The organism is Rhodoblastus sp. (genome assembly GCF_041915505.1).
Lineage (GTDB): Bacteria > Pseudomonadota > Alphaproteobacteria > Rhizobiales > Beijerinckiaceae > Rhodoblastus.
On the sequence record NZ_JAYSBG010000338.1, the window covers coordinates 1 to 3,752 of the forward strand.

At 65.1% G+C, this 3,752-nt stretch carries 5 protein-coding genes; 3 read left to right on the top strand and 2 right to left on the bottom strand.

Features of this window, described 5'->3' with window-relative positions:
* A partial coding sequence (locus ACE3S9_RS16470; protein WP_374547562.1) for an FUSC family protein occupies positions 1–469 on the bottom strand: 469 nt, incomplete at its 3' end.
* Positions 466–948: a MarR family winged helix-turn-helix transcriptional regulator gene (locus tag ACE3S9_RS16475; RefSeq protein WP_374547563.1), complete on the bottom strand. Its 483-nt coding sequence runs from the start codon at positions 946–948 to the stop codon at positions 466–468. The genes ACE3S9_RS16475 and ACE3S9_RS16470, both read right to left, overlap by 4 nt.
* A 225-nt stretch (positions 949–1,173) precedes the next feature.
* Here ACE3S9_RS16475 and ACE3S9_RS16480 point away from each other — a divergent pair, with 225 nt between their 5' ends.
* From ACE3S9_RS16480 to ACE3S9_RS16490, 3 genes are all read left to right on the top strand, one after another.
* Complete coding sequence (locus ACE3S9_RS16480) at positions 1,174–3,264, top strand: carbon starvation CstA family protein (RefSeq protein WP_374547564.1); 2,091 nt, start codon at positions 1,174–1,176, stop codon at positions 3,262–3,264.
* Positions 3,230–3,466, top strand: coding sequence for a YbdD/YjiX family protein (locus ACE3S9_RS16485; RefSeq protein ID WP_374547565.1), 237 nt, complete (start codon positions 3,230–3,232; stop codon positions 3,464–3,466). The genes ACE3S9_RS16480 and ACE3S9_RS16485 overlap by 35 nt, the downstream gene beginning before the upstream one ends.
* Positions 3,467–3,522: 56 nt before the next feature.
* A partial coding sequence (locus ACE3S9_RS16490) for an RBBP9/YdeN family alpha/beta hydrolase (protein WP_374547566.1) occupies positions 3,523–3,752 on the top strand: 230 nt, incomplete at its 3' end.

The window sequence follows — 3,752 nt, forward strand, 5'->3', positions numbered from 1 at the left end:
CCATGGCGAGCGTGAAGATCGATTCAGGCCGGTCCACGGCGGGCATGGCGATCAGCGCGACGGTATAGCCGGCGAGCACGGCGCCGTAAGAACGGAAGCCGCGCAGCAGGGTGGAGGCCGCCGTGCACAGGGCCAGCCAGAAGGCGAAGCCGAGCAGGAACAGTACGGGCGTCTGGGCGAACAGAGCCATCAGCGCCACCCCGGCGATTCCGCCGATCAGCGTGCCGCCAAGGCGATAGGCGCTCTTGGCCAGGATCATGCCCTGCACCGGATTGGAGACGATCAGCACCGTCGTCATCGCCGAATAGGGCGTGTCGAGCTGCAAGGCGAAGGCGCACCACAAGGCGAGCAGCGCGGCGATCGCCGTGCGGGCGCCATGCGCCCACAAGGCGGGCGCGGCGAGCGGCGCGACGCTTTCCGAAACGCGCCGTCGGATCGCTTCCATCGCCGTTTGCCGCGTCGCGGTCATTTCTTGTCTCCGCCGGACTTGTCTCCGCCGGCCTGCGCCCCGTCCTCCAGAACGCGCGCGGCATTGGCGAAGATCCGCTCGAACACGCGCTCGCAGGCCTCGACATCGGCCTCGGCGACGCCCTCGAACAGGCGCTCGGCCATATGCTCGGCCTTGTCCTTGGTCAGGCTGAACAATTTGCGGCCCTCCGGGGTGAGGTGAAGCGTCTTGCCGCGTCGGTCATGCGGGTCCTCGCGGCGCCGCACCAGACCGGATTCTTCGAGCCGGTCGAGCAATTGCGCGAGCGAGGGCCGCTCGATTTCGAGGATTTCAGCGAGATCCTTCGGACGCACGCCGTCGCCGAGCCGGCCCAGATAGAACAAGGGACGGCCTGTGGCGCCGGTCAGGCCGAAGCGGCGCACTTCGGCGTCCATCACCGCGCGCCAGCGGCGCGGCAGCAGTAGCGCGGCGGCGAAGAACCGCTCATAGAGCATCGACATTTCGTTATGATCCTAATGAATAGTTTCCTAACTATATAGGCCGCCAAACCCTGTCAAGGGCGCCAAGAAATGCGACTGTTGCGCGGATTGGCGGCCGCTTGGCCCTGCCCCTTGCCCGGCAATGAAAATTTCCCGCCGCGCCTTTCAAAAAATTTTCTATGGCGATAAAATTCACGCCTAAACAATCGCCCGCCCGTTCAAGGGCAGGGCCTGGAGGAAACGCCAATGACCGCTGCCCAGCCCACGAGGGGCTATGACCTGCCATGGCCCGCATGGATCCTTGTCGCCGTCATCGGCGCCTTTTCGCTCGGGACCGTCGCCCTGCATCGCGGCGAAACCATCAACGCGCTTTGGGTCGTCACCGCCGCGATCTGCGTCTATCTGCTCGCTTATCGCTATTACAGCCTGTTCATCGCTCAAAAGGTCCTCGGCCTCGACGATAACCGCCCGACCCCCGCGATGCGCCGCAATGACGGCCTCGACTATGTCCCGACCGACAAATATGTGCTGTTTGGCCATCATTTCGCGGCCATCGCCGGCGCCGGTCCACTGGTCGGCCCCGTTCTCGCCGCGCAGATGGGCTATCTGCCCGGCACCTTGTGGCTGCTGGTCGGCGTGGTCTTCGCCGGCGCCGTGCAAGATTTCGTCATCCTGTTCATCTCGACGCGTCGCGACGGCCGCTCGCTCGGCGACATGATCAAAACCGAGATGGGCGAGACCGCCGGCATTATCGCGCAATTCGGCGTGCTGGCGATCATGATCATCCTGCTCGCCGTGCTGGCGCTGGTGGTGGTCAAGGCGCTCGCCGGCAGCCCGTGGGGCACCTTCACGGTGTTCTCGACTTTGCCGACCGCGATCCTGATGGGGGTCTACAGCCGCTTCATCCGCCCCGGCCGCATCGCTGAGATGTCGAGCATCGGCTTCGTCCTGCTGATCGCCGGCATTTTCTACGGCCAGACGGTGTCCGAAAGCCCGACGCTCGCGCCGCTGTTCACCTTCAAGGGCGACCAGCTAGCGCTGATGCTGATCGCCTATGGCTTCATCGCCTCGGTGTTGCCGGTCTGGCTACTGCTCGCCCCGCGCGACTATCTCTCGACCTTCCTGAAGATCGGGACGATCTGCGCGCTGGCGATCGGCATCGCCATCGTCATGCCCGAACTGCGCATGCCGGCCGTGACCAAGTTCATCGACGGCACGGGCCCGGTCTTCAAGGGCGCGCTGTTCCCCTTCCTGTTCATCACCATCGCCTGCGGCGCGGTCTCCGGCTTCCACGCCCTGATCTCCTCGGGCACAACGCCCAAGATGATCTCGCGGGAAAGCGAACTGCGCTTCATCGGCTATGGCGCGATGCTGACGGAAAGCTTCGTCGGCATCATGGCGCTGATCGCGGCCAGCGTCCTCGATCCCGGCGTCTATTACGCCATGAACGCGGCGCCCGCCGTGATCGGAACCACGGCCGAACAGGCCGCGCAGACGATCTCGTCCTGGGGCTTCGTGCTGACGCCCGACGTGCTGACCACCGCCGCGCAGGAAGTCGGCGAGCACACGATCCTGTCGCGCGCGGGCGGCGCGCCGACGCTCGCCGTCGGCATGGCCCATATTCTGTCGGGGTTCCTGGGCGGCGCGTCGATGAAGGCGTTCTGGTATCATTTCGCCATTCTGTTCGAGGCCCTGTTCATCCTGACCACGGTCGACGCCGGCACCCGCGTCGCCCGCTTCATGATCCAGGACCTGCTGGGCAATTTCGTCCCGGTGATGGCGCAGACCAAGAACTGGGGCGCCAATCTGGTCGCGACCGCGCTGGCCGTCTCCGGCTGGGGCTATTTCCTCTACCAGGGCGTGATCGATCCGCTCGGCGGCATCAACACGCTGTGGCCGCTGTTCGGCATCTCCAACCAGATGCTGGCGGCGATCGCGCTGATCCTGTGCACCGTTGTGCTGTTCAAGATGAAGCGCGAACGCTACGCCTGGGTCACGATCATGCCGACGTCCTGGCTCATCATCTGCACGCTGGTCGCCGGCTGGCAGAAGCTGTTCGACGACAATCCGGCGATCGGCTTCCTGTCGCACGCCCGGAAATTCTCGGCGGCGCTGGCGGATGGCAAGGTGCTCGCCCCCGCCAAGAACGTCGAGGAGATGAGCCGCGTCATCACCAACGATTATGTTGACGCCGGTCTCACCGCCATCTTCATCTTCGTGGTCGTGGCGATGATCGTCGCCGGCGTCGCGGCCATTCGCAAGGCTTACGGCAATCCCAACATCACGACCCGGGAGGTGGGCGATGATCTGTCTGGACTGCAGCCCGTCAAGGCTTAAAGGCATCGGTCGCGATCTGGCGCGCAAATTGAGCCAGACCGCGTCGCTGATGTGCGGCCAGCCCGATTACGACGGCTATCTGGCGCATTGGTCCCGCGTCCATCCGGACGAGAAGCCGATGACCCGCACGGAATTCTTCCGTAATCGCGAGGACCGCCGCTTCGGCGGCGGCGTTGAGACCGGCGGCTTCAAGTGCTGCTGAAATGAAATGCGGCGCCGGCGCTTCCCAAAAGCGCCGGCGCCGCTTACATCTGGGCCATGCGTGTCTCAGACCTCGATATCCTGATTCTGCCCGGCCTCGGCGGCTCCGGCCCCGATCATTGGCAAAGCCGCTGGGCGCAAAAGCTGTCCACCGCCCGCATCGTCGAGCAGAAGGACTGGCTCCGGCCCGAACGCGACGCCTGGATCGCCAATATCCTGCGTGAAATCGACGCCGCCGCGCGCCCGGTCGCGCTGGTCGGGCACAGCCTCGGCGCGATCTCCGCCGC